14 protein-coding genes are annotated in these 15,074 nt (G+C 71.0%); 7 read left to right on the top strand and 7 right to left on the bottom strand.

All coding sequences use genetic code 11. The features are described 5' to 3' along the window. Positions 1–4 precede the first annotated feature (4 nt). The 5 genes from AC1RGU_RS29600 to AC1RGU_RS29580 all read left to right on the top strand — a co-directional run bounded on the left by AC1RGU_RS29600 (position 5) and on the right by AC1RGU_RS29580 (position 5,525). Positions 5–1,015: an alpha/beta fold hydrolase gene (locus AC1RGU_RS29600; protein WP_492699831.1), complete on the top strand. Its 1,011-nt coding sequence runs from the start codon at positions 5–7 to the stop codon at positions 1,013–1,015. Beyond that, positions 1,012–1,830 (top strand): CbbQ/NirQ/NorQ/GpvN family protein, encoded by an 819-nt coding sequence (locus tag AC1RGU_RS29595; RefSeq protein WP_492699829.1) that lies wholly within the window; start codon positions 1,012–1,014, stop codon positions 1,828–1,830. The genes AC1RGU_RS29600 and AC1RGU_RS29595 overlap by 4 nt, the downstream gene beginning before the upstream one ends. Next, positions 1,827–3,470, top strand: a complete 1,644-nt coding sequence (locus AC1RGU_RS29590) for a nitric oxide reductase activation protein NorD (RefSeq protein WP_492699827.1) — start codon at positions 1,827–1,829, stop codon at positions 3,468–3,470. The genes AC1RGU_RS29595 and AC1RGU_RS29590 overlap by 4 nt, the downstream gene beginning before the upstream one ends. A gap of 66 nt (positions 3,471–3,536) precedes the next feature. Then, entirely contained in the window at positions 3,537–4,691 is a 1,155-nt protein-coding gene (locus tag AC1RGU_RS29585) for a transporter substrate-binding domain-containing protein (protein WP_062470403.1), read from the top strand. A gap of 180 nt (positions 4,692–4,871) precedes the next feature. After that, a complete protein-coding gene (locus AC1RGU_RS29580) occupies positions 4,872–5,525 on the top strand; it encodes an ANTAR domain-containing response regulator (RefSeq protein ID WP_095948498.1) in 654 nt (217 codons plus the stop codon). A gap of 6 nt (positions 5,526–5,531) precedes the next feature. Here AC1RGU_RS29580 and AC1RGU_RS29575 read toward each other — a convergent pair whose 3' ends face one another. Continuing rightward, entirely contained in the window at positions 5,532–6,422 is an 891-nt protein-coding gene (locus tag AC1RGU_RS29575; protein WP_492699825.1) for a LysR family transcriptional regulator, read from the bottom strand. A 90-nt stretch (positions 6,423–6,512) separates the two neighbouring features. On the opposite strand from AC1RGU_RS29575, the gene AC1RGU_RS29570 reads away from it, so the two are divergent. Together AC1RGU_RS29570 and AC1RGU_RS29565 are read left to right on the top strand one after the other, a co-directional pair. Then, positions 6,513–6,707 carry a YjiS-like domain-containing protein gene (locus AC1RGU_RS29570; protein WP_492699823.1) on the top strand — a complete coding sequence of 65 codons (195 nt, stop codon included), beginning with the start codon at positions 6,513–6,515 and terminating at the stop codon, positions 6,705–6,707. Positions 6,708–6,771: 64 nt separating this feature from the next. Beyond that, the gene (locus AC1RGU_RS29565) at positions 6,772–8,430 is read left to right on the top strand and encodes a hypothetical protein (protein ID WP_492699821.1); all 1,659 of its coding nucleotides are present in this window, start codon (positions 6,772–6,774) and stop codon (positions 8,428–8,430) included. On the opposite strand, the gene AC1RGU_RS29560 is transcribed toward AC1RGU_RS29565, so the two are convergent. From AC1RGU_RS29560 to AC1RGU_RS29535, 6 genes are all read right to left on the bottom strand, one after another. Continuing rightward, positions 8,411–8,995: a uracil-DNA glycosylase family protein gene (locus AC1RGU_RS29560; RefSeq protein ID WP_492699819.1), complete on the bottom strand. Its 585-nt coding sequence runs from the start codon at positions 8,993–8,995 to the stop codon at positions 8,411–8,413. The genes AC1RGU_RS29565 and AC1RGU_RS29560 overlap by 20 nt on opposite strands. A 10-nt stretch (positions 8,996–9,005) precedes the next feature. Continuing rightward, positions 9,006–9,836, bottom strand: a complete 831-nt coding sequence (locus AC1RGU_RS29555; protein ID WP_369645807.1) for an isocitrate lyase/PEP mutase family protein — start codon at positions 9,834–9,836, stop codon at positions 9,006–9,008. Positions 9,837–9,861: 25 nt separating this feature from the next. Then, positions 9,862–10,971 carry a serine hydrolase domain-containing protein gene (locus AC1RGU_RS29550; protein WP_492699817.1) on the bottom strand — a complete coding sequence of 370 codons (1,110 nt, stop codon included), beginning with the start codon at positions 10,969–10,971 and terminating at the stop codon, positions 9,862–9,864. Positions 10,972–11,086: 115 nt separating this feature from the next. Then, a complete protein-coding gene (locus tag AC1RGU_RS29545; protein ID WP_492699871.1) occupies positions 11,087–12,472 on the bottom strand; it encodes an L-serine ammonia-lyase in 1,386 nt (461 codons plus the stop codon). A gap of 4 nt (positions 12,473–12,476) precedes the next feature. Continuing rightward, the gene (locus AC1RGU_RS29540; protein ID WP_492699815.1) at positions 12,477–13,646 is read right to left on the bottom strand and encodes a M20 aminoacylase family protein; all 1,170 of its coding nucleotides are present in this window, start codon (positions 13,644–13,646) and stop codon (positions 12,477–12,479) included. 25 nt (positions 13,647–13,671) lie between these two features. Further along, entirely contained in the window at positions 13,672–15,021 is a 1,350-nt protein-coding gene (locus AC1RGU_RS29535) for a DUF3100 domain-containing protein (protein ID WP_492699813.1), read from the bottom strand. Positions 15,022–15,074 lie beyond the last annotated feature (53 nt).

Raw genomic sequence — 15,074 nt, 5'->3', positions numbered from 1 at the left:
CCCCATGGACCACGACATCTTCGAACTCGGCGATGTCGCGCTGCAGCGGGGGGCCACCCTGCGCGGCGCGAAGCTCGCCTACAAGACCTACGGCACGCTCAACGCACAGAAGAGCAACGCCATCGTCTACCCGACCTGGTACTCGGGCCAGCACACCGACAACGAATGGCTCATCGGCCCCGGCATGGCGCTGGACCCGGCGAAGTACTTCATCATCGTGCCCAACATGCTGGGCAACGGGCTGTCGTCCTCGCCGAGCAACACGCCCGAGCCCTACAACCTGGCGCGCTTTCCGGACGTCACGCTCTACGACAACGTGACGCTGCAGCACCGGCTGGTGACCGAGCGGTTCGGCATCGAACAGCTCGCGCTGGTGGTGGGCTGGTCGATGGGCGCGCAGCAGACCAACCAGTGGGGGTGCCTCTACCCCGAGATGGTGAAGCGCATCGCGCCCTTCTGCGGCTCGGCGAAGACGGCGCCGCACAACATCGTGTTCCTCGAAGGCGTGAAGGCCGCGCTCACGGCCGACGCCGCGTGGAACGGCGGCTGGTACACCACGCCGCCGACGCGCGGGCTGCGCGCGGTGGGCCGCGTGTACGCGGGCTGGGGCCTGTCGCAGCCCTTCTACATGCAGCAGCTGTGGCGCGAGCTGGGCTTCAGCTCGCTCGAGGACTTCCTGGTCGGCTACTGGGAAGGCTTCTTTTTGCAGAAGGACGCCAACAACCTGCTGGCGATGCTGTGGTCGTGGCAACACGGCGACATCAGCGACAACCCGGTGTTCAAGGGCGACTTCAAGAAGGCACTGGGCGCCATCCAGGCGCGCGCGCTCGTGATGCCGGCCGAGCGCGACCTGTACTTTCCCGTGGCCGACAACGAATGGGAGGTGTCGCACATGCCGAACGCCGAGTGCCGCCCGATCCCCGGCGTGTGGGGCCACTTCGCGGGCGGCGGCAGCAGCCCGGTCGACACCCGCTTCATCGACAACGCCCTGCAGGAACTGCTCGCCACGCCATGAATGCTCCCGTGCACGACCCGCTCGCCGCCTACCGCATCGAGACCGAGCCCTTCTACCGGCCCGCGGGCCACGAGGTGGCGCTGTACCGGCACGCGTACCGCCACCGCATGCCGCTGATCCTCAAGGGGCCGACGGGCTGCGGCAAGACGCGCTTCGTGGAGCACATGGCGTGGTCGCTCGGGCGGCCGCTGGTCACGCTGGCGTGCAACGAGGACATGACGGCGTCGGACCTCGTGGGCCGCTACCTGCTCGACGCGAACGGCACGGCCTGGCACGACGGGCCGCTGACGCTCGCGGTGCGCCACGGCGGCATCTGCTACCTCGACGAGGTGGTGGAGGCGCGGCAGGACACCACCGTGGTGATCCACCCGCTGACCGACGCGCGCCGCATCCTGCCGCTGGACAAGAAGGGCGAGCTGGTGCACGCGCACCCCGACTTCCAGCTCGTGGTGTCGTACAACCCCGGCTACCAGAGCAGCGCCAAGGACATGAAGCCGTCGACACGCCAGCGCTTCGCGGCGCTGGAGTTCGACTACCCCGACGGCGCGCTCGAAGCGGAGATCGTCGCGCACGAGGCCGGCGTCGAGCTCGGGCTCGCCGCGAAGCTGGTGGCCATTGCGCACTGCTCGCGCGAGCTCAAGCACCGCGGGCTCGACGAGGGCGTGTCGACGCGCATGCTGATCTACGCGGGCGTGCTGGTCCGCGACGGCGTGTCGCCGCGCGACAGCTGCGACATGACGATGACGCGCGCCCTCACCGACGACCCCGACATGGCGAGCGCGCTGCAGGGCTTTGTCGAGGCGCAGTTCGGATGAACGACGGGTTCGGCGCCCTCTCGCTGCTGGCGCGCGGGCTGGCCGGCGTCGATGTGGACGTGCAGCCGCTGACCGGCGCGCGTGCGGTGCGCACTGTGCTCGTGGGCCGCCGGCTGCTGCTGCCCGAGGGCGACGAGGCCGTGCGCCTGCACCGCGCGATGGTGGCGCATGCGGTCGCGCACCTGCGCCACTCGACGCCCGCGCGGCCGGCGCGCGCGCTCAAGCCGATGGGCATCGCGGTGGTCTCGGCCCTTGAAGATGCGCGCGTCGAGCGGCTGCTGTGCCGCGACTTTCCCGGCCTGCACGGGTGGTTCACCGCCGCGCTGCCGCCCGCGCCCGATCCGCTCGACCTGCGCTTTGCCGCGCTGGTCGCGCGCATGGACCGCGTGCTGCTGCTCGCCGAGGCGCAGGACGACAACCACTGGGTGAACAAGGCACGCCGCCTGTTCGACGAGACCGCCTCGCGCGCGGGGCTGGAAGACTACGACGCCTTCCGCGCCGTCGCCTCGATCCTCGCCAACGACCTCGGCCAGATGCGCGTGCGCTTCGAGCCGCAGGACTACGCCGTGCCCGCGCCCTGGCGCGACGACAACAGCTACCTGTGGGACTTCGGCGAGGCCGAGACGCCGCCCGACGAAGCCATCGCGCTGCAGCAGACCGGCGCGCGGCCACCGCCACCTTCCGATGCACCGAACGAAGGCAACGACGCGCCACCCGAAGGCATCGCCGACATGGAGCTCGGCCGCTACACCTACCCCGAATGGGACCGCACGCAGGAGCGCCTGCGCCCCGACTGGTGCACGGTGATCGAGAAGCTGCCCGCGTGGCAGGGCCTGGGCGCGGCGGGCACTTCGGGAGCGGCTGGCGGCGAGCGCATCGTGCCGCTCGCCCTGCCCCGCGCACGCCACCTCGACCGCACGCACCGCCTGCGCCGGCAGTGGGAAGGCGACGACATCGACCTCAACGCGGCCATCGAGGTGCTGGTCGATCGCCGCCTGCGCCTGCGGCCCGATGCGCGGCTGTTCATGCGCCCCGGCAAGGGGCCGCGCCCGTCGAGCGTGCTGGTGCTGCTCGACCTCTCCGAGTCGGCCAACGACGCGGGCCACGGCGATGGCGCCGTTTCGCTGCTCGACCTGGAGAAGCAGGCCGCGCTGCTGCTCGCCGCCTCGAACGCGCGCGGCATCGACCGGCTCGCCATCCACGGCTTCTCGTCGAACACGCGCGCCGAGGTGTACTACTACCGCCTGCTCGAGTTCGGCCAGCCGCTGGCCGCGCCCTCGCGCGCCATGATCGGCGCGGTGCGCGGGCGCTACTCGACGCGCATGGGCGCCGCGCTGCGCCATGCGGCCTCGCACCTGCAGGCCGAGCCGGCCGGGCCGCGCGCGATCCTGCTGGTGACCGACGGTGCGCCCTCGGACATCGACGTGCACGACCCGAAATACCTGATCGAAGACGCCCGCCAGGCCGTGGCCGAGGCGCGCGACGCCGGCGTGCGCAGCGCCTGCATCGCGGTGGACGGCGCGGCCGACGCGTACGTGCGGCGCATCTTCGGCTGGCGCAACTATTGCATCGCCGACGACGCGCGCAGCCTGCCCGCGCGGCTGGCCCGCATGAGCACGCGGCTGGCCGCCGCCCATTGACCGACCGAATGAAGAAAGCCAAGGAGGAGCACACAATGAGGGCCCACACATCCAGGAGACACCCCAGTGGCTGACAGGGACCCTCTTCGCGTCGGCATTCTGTATTCCGAGACCGGCGTCACCTCGACCATCGGCCTGTCGCAGCTGCAGGGCGCGCTGCTGGCCATCGAGGAGATCAACGCGGCCGGCGGCGTCGACGGCCGCGAACTCGTGGCCGTGCGCTACGACCCGCAATCGAACCCCGTGCGCTACGCCCAGCTGGCCGAGCGGCTGATCGTGCAGGACCGCGTGAACGTGCTCTTCGGCTGCTACATGTCGAGCAGCCGCAAGGCCGTGATCCCGGTGATCGAGAAGTGGAACAAGCTGCTGTTCTACCCCACGCTGTACGAAGGCTTCGAGTACTCGGGCAACGTGATCTACACCGGCGCGGCGCCCAACCAGAACAGCGTGCAGCTGGCCGAGTTCATGACCACGAACTTCGGCGCGCGCGTGTACCTGATCGGCTCCGACTACATCTACCCCTACGAGTCGAACCGCATCATGGGCGAGCTGGTGATGCAGCGCCCCGGCAGCGAAAAGCTCGGCGAGCGCTACGTAGCGCTCGACGCCACCGAGAAGGACTACCGCGCGATCATGGACGACATCCGCGACAAGCGGCCCGACTTCATCTTCTCGACGGTGGTGGGCGATTCCACCGCGAGCCTGTACCGCGCCTACGCCGAGGCCGGCTTCGACCCGAAGACGATGCCCATCTCGAGCCTCACCACCTCGGAGGCCGAGATTTCGCAGATGGGCCCCGGCGTGGCCACGGGCCATTTCACGGCGGCGCCGTATTTCCAGTCGATCGATTCGCCCGCCAACCAGCGCTGCCTGGCGCGGCTGCGCGCGCGCTTCGGCGACGGCTGCGTGCCCAACCTGTGCTGGGAGGCCTCGTACTTCCAGATGCACATCTTCGCCAACGCCTTCCGGCAGGCGGGCACGGACGGCATCGCGGAGATCCTGCCGCACATCCTGGGCAGCGAGTTCGATGCGCCGCAGGGCCGCGTGAAGATCGACCCGACCAACCACCACACCTGCCTGTACCCGCGCATCGGCCGCGTCGACGCGCACGGGCAGTTCACCATCGTGCGCCAGGCGACGCGCCCGGTGTACCCGGACCCGTACCTCGTCACGCACTCGCTGGGCGACTGGACGGCGCGGCTCGATGCGCTGGAGCTCTAGGATGAACCCGCAGCGGTCGTTCATCGGCGAGCCCCGGCAGCGCGTCCCCGTGCGCAGGGCACCGGGTGCTTCCCGCAGCGAAATCAAGGAGGAGGCGAAGCCGGGGGACATTCGCGGAGGGAAGTACCCGGTGGCCTGCGCACGCACCCCGGACAGCAGCGCCGAGAGAAAGCCCTGACCGTGGACAGCACAGCCCCCAAACGACACACCCTGCGGGTGACGCCACCGCAGCTCAAGGAGTTGCGGCTGCTGAAGATCGCGGTGATCCACCCCGACGACGCAGACGGCCGGCAGCTCACCCAGCAACTGCAGCGCATCGGCTGCCAGGTGCAGGCCTTCTGGCCGCCCGTGCAGCACCTGCCCGAGGGCATCGACGTGGCCTTCATGGCCGTGCAGCCCGACTTCATCAACCTGCGCTTCGAATGGACCCAGAGCGAGGACGCCCCCGCCGTCATCGCCGTCGTGACCTACGAGAACCCGACCATCGTCGAGGCCGTGCTCGAGATCCGCGCCAAGGCCGTGCTGCCGTCGCCGGTGCGCTCGTTCGGCCTGCTGTCGGCGCTGGTGGTCGCGCGCGAGGCGCACAAGGAAAGCCGCTCGCTCGCGCGGCGCCTGCGCAAGACCGAGGCCAAGCTGCTCGGCGTGCGCCAGCTGGCCGAGGCCAAGAGCATCCTCATGAAGACGCACGACGTGTCCGAAGGCCAGGCCCACGACCTGATCCGCGAACAGGCCATGAGCAAGCGCACCACCATGGAAGACATCGCCGCGGCCATCGTCAACGCCAACGAGATCCTCTCGCTGGGCACGCGCGGCCCCAAGCCCGGGCCGGGCTGACGGCCCTCAGAGCTGGCGGAACGCCGTCAGCACCTTCAGTACGCTCTGCGTGGCGCCGTCGAGCGTGGCGTGCGGGCGGTGCGCAATGCCCAGGCGGCGCGTGAGCTTCGGCGTGACCGGCACGATCTGCATGCGCTCGTTGAGCGCCGCGTCGGTGGTCTGCTGCAGCGGCAGCAGCGCCGCACCGTAGCCCGCCGCCACCAGGCTGCGGATCGCCGCGTCGTAGTTGAGCTCGATGCGCGCGCGCGGCGCAAAGCCGGCCGCGGCAAACCACTCCATCGACAGCCGGTACATGTGCGTGGTCGCGTCGTTGAAGATCAGCGGCTGCGTCGCCAGCCAGGCCGGCGTGGCGCGCCTGGGCGCCTTCCAGCGCGGCGGCACGAAGGCCATCATGGGCTGCGTGCGCCACGGCGTGACCACCAGGTCGCGCTGCGGCGGCTGCGGCATCGCCACCAGGCCGATGTCGAGCGTGCCCGCCGCCAGCCGCGCCATCGCCTCGGCCGAGCCGAGGATGCTCACCTCGACGTCGATGCCCGCATGGCCCACGCCCAGCGCCTCGAGCACCTGCGGCAGCAGGTCGACCACCACCCCGGTGGAGGTGCCCAGCCGCACGCGGCCCGTGCGGCCCTCGGCCTGGCGCTTGACGGCCTCCACCGCCTCGTCGGTGTCGCGCAGCAGCTTGCGCCCGCGCTCCACCAGCGCCGCGCCGGCCGCGGTGGGCGTGACGCGGCGGTTGCCGCGCACCACCAGTTGCGCGCCCAGGCGCGATTCGAGCTCGCTGATGTGCAGGCTCACGGTGGGCTGCGCCAGGTGCAGCGCCTGCGCCGCCGCAGAGAAGGTGCCCAGGTCGGCGATGGCGATGAGGGTGCGCAGTTGGTCGAGGTTGAGCTGTCGCATCAGGAATACTGATTGAAGGTGTCAGAAATCTCAACTTCCACAATAGCACGCGCCGCCGGAAGATGAGCGCTCCCCTACCAGGAGCCCACCGTGACCGCGACGAAGCCACCGTCTTTTCATCAACGCCTGCTGCACGCCCTGCACGACTGGCGCCGCCGCGCCGTGACACGCCGCCGCGCCCGCGACGACGTGCTGCTGCTGGCCGGCATGAGCGACCACGACCTGCGCGACCTGGGCATCGGCCGCAGCGAAGTGCCCGAACTGGTCGACCGCAACCGCTACTGACCCGCTGGACCCCGCCTGCGGTTTCTTCAGGAAGCCGCGGGCGATTTGAGGTTCAATCCGGGGCGTGCCCTCCATCGCCTCCCCTGCCCTTCTTTCCATCGAACTCACCTCGCCGCAGTCCGTCGACGGACGGCGCGCGGCCTTCCAGTCGCTGTGGCTGCTGGTGCGCATGCAGCACGCCCACGCGCACGGCGGCGGTGTCGTGCGGCTGGCCGACCTGCGCGGCGAGGTGTCCGACGCCAGCACGCTGCGCATGGTCGTGAGCCGCGCGTTCCGCGACTTCAAGGCCTGGGGCCTGGAGGTCGGCTGGGGCGAAGACCTGCAGCGCGAGCCGCGCTTTCTCAACGCCGAGCGGCGCAGCCAGGGCCCGTTCTGGCTGCCGGCTGCGCAAGCCAGGCGCCTGCGCCTGCTCGTGGACAACCGCCCGGCGACCGCCGCCGAGGTGGCGTCATTCCTCGGCCTGCGCGCGCGCAAGGCGCAGGCCGTCGGCACGATCACGCCGCCCGACGCCGTGCACCTGCAGGACGCCGCCTTCTGGAAGCAGCTGGTCGCCTCGCAGCAGGCCGCGCGGCAGGGCCGGCTGATGTCGCCGGTGGCGGGCGGAACCGGCGGCAGCGCGCTCGAAGCCATCCGCCTGGCCGGCACGCTGGCCGCCAGCGACTTCCAGCGCGCGCTGGTCACGCTCAACGAGGCCATGCTGTGGCGCCGGCTCGGCGACAACGAACAGGCGCGTCGGCGGCTGCAGGCGCTCAAGAAACAGCGGCTCGCGCACCACGTGGCGGGCAACGACTACCTGGGCGCGATGGAGTGCATCGTCTCGGCCTGGTGCGCCTACACGGCGCGCGACCTGCCGCTGGCCCAGTCGCTGCTGGGCGGCATGGCGCAAGACCCGGCGCGCGCGCTGGTGCTGCGCCACCACCCCGACGTGCGCTTCGAGTGGTGCAACCTGTGGGCGCTGGCCTGCCGCTCGCGCGCCCTCGCGCTGGCGGCCGACGACCGCCCGGCCGCGGCGGCGCTGGCCGAAGAGTCGCTGCAGCGCTTCGGCGAAGCGCTGGCCGCGGCCTTCGAGTCGCACTCCTTCGACGCCGCGCAGCACGTGGCAGCCAACATGGGCATGGCCGCGTGGCTGTTCGACCGCGTGGGCCTGGGCGACCTGCCGGCGCTCGCGCACGACGGCCACCGGGCCGACACCACGCGCCGCGCGGTGCAGTGGATCGCCTTCAGCGAATGGCTGTGCGGCCACACCGACGGCCAGGGCCGTTCGGCGTGGAACGCGATCTACCTGATGCGCATCGCGCGCGGCCACTGCCGGCCCGACGCGCAACCCACGCTCGCGCAGTTCCGCGCGCAGAAGCCGCTCGACCCGGGTGCGGTGTCGAAGCTCGCGGGCCCGCTCGCCGACGCCTTCGACACCGCGAACTGGCCCGCGCGCTGGGTCGACGTGGCGCAGGCGCGGCTGGCCGACCACCAGGCCGGGCGACGCCGCTACCCCGGCCTGCAGCAGGGCAGCCTGCTGTTCGAACACGCGTGGTACGCGGCGCATGCGGGCGACCTGAAGGCGGCCGAGCACTCGCTGGGCCTGCTGCGCGAGGTGCTGCCGCAGCTGGTGCCGAGCGACCGCGCCTACTTCACCGAGTCGTGGAACGATGCGCTGCCGGCGGAGCTGGTGCTGGAGGCGAAGCCGCCAAGGAGGCCGTCGGCCCCTAAAAAGAAGGCGCGCTGAGCGCCTGCTGCACGCGCTCGCGCAGCACCGGCAACACGTCGTTCTCGAACCACGGGTGGTGCTGGAACCACGCGGTGTTGCGCGGCGACGGATGCGGCAGCGGGACGAAGCGCGGTGCGTAGTCCGCAAAGGCCTCGACGGTTTCCGTCACGCCGCCGCGCGCGGTCTTTCCGAGGAAGTGGCGCTGCGCGTACTGGCCGATGAGCAAGGTCAGCGCGATGTGCGGCATCTGCGCCAGCAGGCGGTCGTGCCACAGCGGCGCGCATTCCTTGCGCGGCGGCAGGTCGCCGCTCTTGCCGCGTCCTGGGTAGCAGTAGCCCATGGGCACGATCGCGATGCGCGTCGCGTCGTAGAACACCTCGCGGTCGATGCCGAGCCAGCGGCGCAGCTGGTCGCCGCTCTGGTCGTTCCACGGCACGCCGGTCTGGTGCACCGTGAGGCTGGGCGCCTGGCCGACGATCAGCAGCCGCGCGCTCGCGCTGGCCTGCACGATCGGGCGCGGCCCGAGCGGCAGGTGCGCCTCGCACGCGCGGCAGGCGCGGATGTCGGCGAGCAGCGCATCCACGATGCTGAGGCTAGTCGGCGAACGGACGGAAGAAGGCGTTCAGCTCGGTGCCCGGCGTGGCATCGGCAAAGCCGTCGAAGCGGCCCTCTTCGGCCAGCGTGCGCGCGGCGCGGATGAAACCGCCCCAGGCCGCGCGCGCCATGCCGCCGCCCACGCTCACGCGGCGCACGCCGAGCGCGGCGATGTCCGCCATCGTGAGCTCGCTGGTCGCGCCGACCAGCAGGTTGACCGGCTTGGGCGCGACGGCGGCCACCACGGCGGCGATCTGCTCGCGCGTCTTGATGCCGGGCGCGTAGAGGCAGTCGGCGCCGGCCTCGGCGTACGCGCGCAGGCGCGCGATGGCGTCGTCCAGGTCGGGGCGGTTGGCAAAGAAGTTCTCGGCGCGGCCCACGAGCAGCGTGTCGCCGCCCGCCGCGTCGATGGCCCGGCGCGCGGCGCGCAGGCGCTCGACCGCGACGTCGATGGGGAACAGCGGGTCGTCGGGGTTGCCCGTCGAATCCTCGATCGACAGGCCCGCCACGCCGGTCTCGACCGCGAGGCGCACGCTCTCGGCCACGCCCTGCGCGTCGGCGGCGAAACCGTTCTCGAAGTCGGCGTTCACCGGCAGGTCGGTGGCGGCCACGAGTTCACGCAGGTGGGCGAGGATCTGGTCGCGCGACAGGGCGCCGTCGGCATGGCCCTGCGACCACGCGAAGCCCGAGCTGGTGGTGGCCAGCGCCTGGTAGCCCAGGCCTTCGAGGTAGCGCGCGCTGCCGGTGTCCCAGGGGTTGGGAATAACGAAGCAGCCTTGGGTGTGAAGCGCGCGAAAGTCTGCGCGCTTCTGCGCGATGGAGCGGGTCATGAGAGCCTCATCTTTCCTTTGGGGTTCAGGGAGGGGTTGCGGCCACAGGTGCGGGCACCGGTGCAGCCGCGAGGATGTGTGCCGCGAGCACGGCGAACTGGTCGGTGCGGACCTCGCTGCGTTGGAACCAGCCCTTGCTGTTGTCGACACGGTGCACCACGACGAGGTCGCGCTTGCGATCGACCATCATGAACTGGCCGCCGGCACCCACGGCCAGGAGCAACTGGTTAGGCCCGCGCTGCCAGAACGGGAAGCCCTTGAGCGGCACCCACCACAGATAGCCATAGCCGCTCCAGCCGGGTCCGACGGTCGTGTACGAGGTGGTGCTTTCGGTCACCCAGCCGGCCGGGACGATGCGCTTGTCGTGCCACATGCCGTCGCGCGCCATCAGCAGGCCGATGCGGGCCAGGTCGCGCGCCGACAGATGCATCACCTGGGCCGGGTGCTCGGAGCTGCGTTCGAGCCGGGACTCGGTGTCCTGCGGGTAGCGGAAATCCTGGAACTGCAGCGGTTCGGCCAGGTCGGTCCTCAGCGCCTCGAAGACGCTGCGTCCGGTGCGGCGTTCGAAGATGGTGCCCAGCACGTTGGCGTCCCAGTTGTTGTAGTACCAGAACTCGCCCGGCGCATGGCTGCCCCGGGCCGGTCGCTCGGCCTTGGCCTGGGCGGTCTCGTAGGCGGCCGGATGGTAGACACCCGAGCGCAGCTGCAGCAGCTGCCGCACGGTGGCCGTGCGTTCGGTGTCGCTGAGCCCGTCCTTGTCGCCGATGCCGAGCTGGCCCAGCGTCTGGTCCAGGTCGATCTCGCCGCGGCCGACGTGAATGCCGTAGAGCACGCTCTGCACGCTCTTGCGCACCGAGGCCAGGTTCATCGGCTTGTCGATGTCGCCGTAGGCATGCACGAGCACGCCCTTGTCGATCACGAGGTAGGCGTCGGACTTGATCGATGCGGCAAACGCATCGGCCACCTTGAGCTTCGCTTCGGACCAGTGGCTCGGTTCAGCCGCGCTCGGGGTGGCCCACTGCGTGGCGGGGAACACGCCGGCCGCGGGCACGGCGTGCGCGGCGCACAGCAGCAGCACGGCAGACAGCGCGGTGCGCAACACGCCGGGCAAGAGACTGCGCGGAAGACCGGCCATGGGCATCTCGACTCCTGAAAGTCGTGCGCCTTGGAAACGACGTGGGAACCTGGGGGCTGCGGGGCCCGGCGCGACGAGCTTCGCATTCTGACGCAGCGACGCCAGCCTTGCTGCCTCAGCACTCCACCACGTTCACCGCAAGTCCCCCCAGCGAGGTCTCCTTGTAGGTCGCCTTCATGTCCTCGCCGGTCTGCTTCATGGTGCGGATCACGGCGTCGAGCGAGACGTAGTGGCTGCCGTCGCCGCGCAGCGCCATGCGCGAGGCGTTGATGGCCTTCACGGCGCCCATCGCGTTGCGTTCCACGCAGGGGATCTGCACCATGCCGCCGACCGGGTCGCAGGTCAGGCCCAGGTTGTGCTCCATGCCGATCTCGGCCGCATTCTCGACCTGCGCGGGCGTGGCGCCGAGCACGGCGGCGAGCGCGCCGGCCGCCATCGAGCAGGCCACGCCCACTTCGCCCTGGCAGCCGACCTCGGCGCCCGAGATGGAGGCGTTGGTCTTGTAGAGCATGCCGATGGCCGCGGCGGTGAGCAGGAAGTCGACGATGCCTTCGTCGCTGGCCTGCGGCACGAAGCGCTGGTAGTAGTGCATCACGGCGGGCACCACGCCGGCCGCGCCGTTGGTGGGCGCGGTGACGACGCGGCCCCCGGCCGCGTTCTCCTCGTTCACCGCCATCGCGAAGGCGTTGACCCAGTCCATGGCCGCGAGCGGATCGGCGGCGCCGGCCTGCGCCAGCAGCTCGCGATGCAGCTCGGGCGCGCGGCGGCGCATGCGCAGCGGGCCGGGCAGCGCCTGCGCGGCCAGCGGGTTGTCGATGCCGAAGCCGCGCTGCACGCACTGCTGCATCACGCCCCAGATGCGCAGCAGGCCCGCGCGCACGTCGGCCTCGGGCCGCCACACGCATTCGTTGCGCAGCACCAGTGTGGCCACGGAAATGCTGTGCGCGCGGCACTGCGCCATGAGTTCGTCGCCGGTGGTGAAGGGATGCGGCACGGCCGCTGCAGCGGCTGCCGTTTGCGCCACCGCCTGCCCGCCCTCGACGACGAAGCCGCCGCCGACCGAGAAGTAGGTGCCTTCGGCGAGCACCGCGCCGTCGGCCGCGAAGGCGGTAAAGCGCATCGCGTTCGGATGCTCGGGCAGCGACTCTTCGCCGCGAAAGGCGATGTCGCGCACGCGATCGAAGGCGATGGGCGTGGTGCCCAGCAGCGCGAGCTGGCCGGTGCGGCGCAGCGCGTCGAGGCGCGGCTGCACGGTCTCGGGCCGCACGGTGTCGGGGGCGTCGCCGAAGAGCCCGAGGATCACGCCCTGGTCGGTCGCGTGGCCGTGGCCGGTGGCGCCGAGCGAGCCGAACAGGTCGACGTGCAGGCGCGCCACCTGCGCGAGCAGGCCGCGCCGTTCGAGCGATTGCGCAAACAGCAGCGCGGCACGCATCGGCCCGACGGTGTGCGAACTGGACGGCCCGATGCCGATCTTGAAGATGTCGAAGGCGGAGAGCATCAGCGCATCATGCGACCGGAAGCTGCTGTTTGACCAGCGCCACCCAGTAGGCCGCACCGAGCGGCAGGATGTTGTCGTTGAAGTCGTAGTACGGGTTGTGCACGTTCGGGTCGTTCGGGCCCTCGCCCGCGCCGATGCCGATGTAGGCGCCGGGGCGCTTTTGCAGCATGAAGGCGAAGTCTTCCGAGCCCATGGCCGGCGGGATGTCGGTGTGCACCTGCTCGAGGTCGACCAGGCTGGCCGCCGCCGCGATGGCCGCGTCGGTCTCGGCCGGCGTGTTGACCACGCCGGGGTAGCCGCGTCGGTACTCCAGCGCCACCTTGGCGCCGTGCGTGGCGGCCACGCCGTCGCAGATCTGCTGCATCGCCGCCTGGGTCTTGTCCTGGATGGCGGCGTCGAGCGTGCGCACGGTGCCGCGCAGCACCACGGTCTCGGGAATGACGTTCCAGGTGTCGCCGCCGTGGATCTGCGTGACGCTGACCACGGCCGCGTCGGTGGCGCCGGTGCGCCGGCTCACGATGGTCTGCAACGCGTTGATGAGCTGGGCCGAGACCACCACCGAGTCGATGCCGGTCTCGGGCATGGCGCCGTGGGCGCCCTTGCCGGTGATGACGATCTCGAAGGTGTCGAGAAAGGCCGTCATGGTGCCCTTGCGGATCGCGAAGCGGCCGCGCGGCAGGCTCGGAAAGTTGTGCATGCCGTAGACGGCGTCGGCCGGGAACTGCTCGAACAGGCCCTCTTCCACCATCACGCGGCCGCCGCCTTCGTTTTCCTCGGCGGGCTGGAACACGAAGTGCACCGTGCCTTTGAAGGGCTTGTGGCGCGACAGGTGCTCGGCCGCGCCCAGCAGCATGGCCGTGTGGCCGTCGTGGCCGCAGGCGTGCATCTTGCCGGCGCACTTCGAGGCATGCGCCTGCGTGCCCAGCTCCTGCATGTTGAGCGCGTCGAGGTCGGCGCGCAGCGCGATGCTGGGGCCGTCGCCGTTCTTCAGCGTGCCGACCACGCCGGTGCCGGCCAGGCCGCGGTGCACAGGCAGGCCCATGAGCATCAGCGCGTTGGCCACCACGTTGGCGGTGCGGTGCTCTTCGAAGGCGGTCTCGGGGTTGGCGTGGATGTCGCGGCGCCAGCTGAGCATGCGGGCACGGGTGTCTTCGGCAATCTCGGGGTCGCGGTACATGGCGTGTATCTCTCGTGGGATGAAATCAGTGGAAGAACTCGGCGATGAACGTGGCGCCGAGGAAGGTGCCGGCCGTCGCGGTGAGCGACACCACCACGATGCGCCAGCCGAGGCGGCGGAACACGGGCAGGTCCTTGGCGACCGAGAAGCCGGCCAGCGCCAGCACCGGCGTGGTGAAGGCCAGGAAGTTGAGCTTGGCGGTGATCGCGATCAGCGCGTCGGAGAAGGGGAACAGGCCCGGGATGCCGACCACGGTGGCCACCACCGAGAGCACCAGCACCATCGGCAGGCGCGGCACGAAGCGCTTGATGGCTTCGACGGCGCCGGCAATCGCCACCACGGCGAGCACGCCTTCGAGCGACACCAGCACCGGCACCTTGTAGGTCACGGCATTGCCGATGAGCACGCCGCCGCCCACCACCAGCCAGGCCAGCAGCGTGTCGCGCAGCGAGGTCGGCGCGGCGTGGGCCACGTCGGCGCTCGAGACGTTCGCGCCTGCGTCCACGGCCACGCCCTGTTGCGCGCCATGCTTCGAGAAGCGGCCCAGCACCGGCTCCAGCTTGCCGTAGAGCCACGAGCACAACGGCAGCGACAGGAACAGCGTGAAGTAGAAGCCGGCCACGGTGGTCAGCAGGTTCGATGCGGCGGCAATCGCCGTGAGCTGCGGCAGCATCTCGGGCGGGCTCTGCGCGGCGATGGCGCCCAGCGCCGCCGCCATCAGGCTGCCCGAGCCCACGCCGGCGCCCATGGCCAGCGAGCGCGGATCGAAGATGTGCAGGCTGGCGATGAAGCCCGCCAGCACCGCGATGAACAGCGCGCCCAGCACGGTGCCGGTGATGTACTCGGCCAGCACGCCACGGCCTTCGGGCGAGGCCATGCCGTACTTCTCTCCGATGATCACGAGGTTGCCCTCGCGGCCCACCGAGAAGGTGGCGCCCACGGCCTCGCGCTTGATGCCCAGCAGCAGCGCCAGCGGCAGGCCCAGCGCCAGGGTGCCCAGCGCATGGCCGAACTCCTGGAACAGCAGCGCCCAGCCGGCCTGCTTGACCTGCGGCAGCGCGGCGCCGACCGTGAGGCCCAGCTTCACCACGAACAGCAGCAGGCCCGCGTTGAGCAGGCCGCCGGCCAGCGACTGCTGCGCCGTGGCCACGCGCACCACGCCCGGCACGCGCCGGTGCGCGATGCCCCAGGCGGCGGCCATGAGCAGCGCCCACAGCATCGGCAGCAGCACCACCTTGCCGGGGCCGACGCTGAACTGCGTCGGGCCGATGAGTTCAGCCACGGCCACGAGGACCAGGGTGACGACGAGGAGCTTGAGTTTGCCGGCGGCGGTGGACGGCGCGACGGCTGCAATCGTGGAGGCGGCGGAGGTCATGGGTGGGGCGGGATGGGGCGTTTTCGAGGGGTGCCGGCGAGTTTCGGGCGGCG

It is taken from the genome of Variovorax sp. GW823-FHT02B07 (genome assembly GCF_058797695.1).
The sequence above is the reverse complement of the archived record's forward strand: the minus strand, read 5'-3'. Positions and strand labels throughout refer to the sequence as shown.

What these genes read in the sequence shown, in the direction of transcription:
- AC1RGU_RS29600 (WP_492699831.1), top strand. Translation starts at nt 5, where the DNA reads ATGGACCACGACATCTTCGAACTCGGCGATGTCGCGCTGCAGCGGGGG.
- AC1RGU_RS29595 (WP_492699829.1), top strand. Translation starts at nt 1,012, where the DNA reads ATGAATGCTCCCGTGCACGACCCGCTCGCCGCCTACCGCATCGAGACC.
- AC1RGU_RS29590 (WP_492699827.1), top strand. Translation starts at nt 1,827, where the DNA reads ATGAACGACGGGTTCGGCGCCCTCTCGCTGCTGGCGCGCGGGCTGGCC.
- AC1RGU_RS29575 (WP_492699825.1), bottom strand. Translation starts at nt 6,422, where the DNA reads ATGCGACAGCTCAACCTCGACCAACTGCGCACCCTCATCGCCATCGCC.
- AC1RGU_RS29555 (WP_369645807.1), bottom strand. Translation starts at nt 9,836, where the DNA reads ATGACCCGCTCCATCGCGCAGAAGCGCGCAGACTTTCGCGCGCTTCAC.
- AC1RGU_RS29550 (WP_492699817.1), bottom strand. Translation starts at nt 10,971, where the DNA reads ATGGCCGGTCTTCCGCGCAGTCTCTTGCCCGGCGTGTTGCGCACCGCG.
- AC1RGU_RS29540 (WP_492699815.1), bottom strand. Translation starts at nt 13,646, where the DNA reads ATGTACCGCGACCCCGAGATTGCCGAAGACACCCGTGCCCGCATGCTC.
- AC1RGU_RS29535 (WP_492699813.1), bottom strand. Translation starts at nt 15,021, where the DNA reads ATGACCTCCGCCGCCTCCACGATTGCAGCCGTCGCGCCGTCCACCGCC.